This window comes from Desulfofundulus thermobenzoicus, from assembly GCF_009428905.1.
In the GTDB taxonomy this organism is placed as follows: domain Bacteria; phylum Bacillota; class Desulfotomaculia; order Desulfotomaculales; family Desulfovirgulaceae; genus Desulfofundulus_A; species Desulfofundulus_A thermobenzoicus.
The window spans coordinates 1-384 of sequence record NZ_WHYR01000272.1 but is presented as its reverse complement, the minus strand read 5'-3'; the positions used below and the strand labels follow the sequence as shown (position 1 = coordinate 384).

Sequence of the window (384 nt, the reverse complement as noted above, 5' to 3'; positions counted from 1 at the left end):
GCGTAGACGGAGATATAGCCCAGCATGACCGCAAATCCAAAGTTCGTCATCACTTCCAGCAGCCAATTGTGCACTTCAACGACTTGATCTGTATCAAAGATCGAAAAGTGGGCTAAGTAGTAAGACACATTACCCGCTCCGACACCGAACCCGTATGAATCCGTAAAGAAATGCCATGCATTTTTGATCAAATTCGCTCTCGCAATGTTGGATGGGAGTGGTTCACTAAAAGAATGCGCGACCTGAGAAGCGAGAAACAAGTCATAAAAGACTGAATAAATCTTGGCTGAAAAAACAGCGATACAGATGACACCAAGTCCGCCTGCTGCGATGAGTGACCACTTTTTGAGAAAGCGCGGCATGAGCAGCCACACATAGATGGCC

At 46.6% G+C, this 384-nt stretch carries 1 protein-coding gene; it reads right to left on the bottom strand.

Annotation, left to right across the window (positions count from 1 at the left end):
* Positions 1-384 (bottom strand): O-antigen ligase family protein (locus tag GFC01_RS18600; RefSeq protein ID WP_194175060.1); only part of this gene is annotated, 384 nt, incomplete at both ends.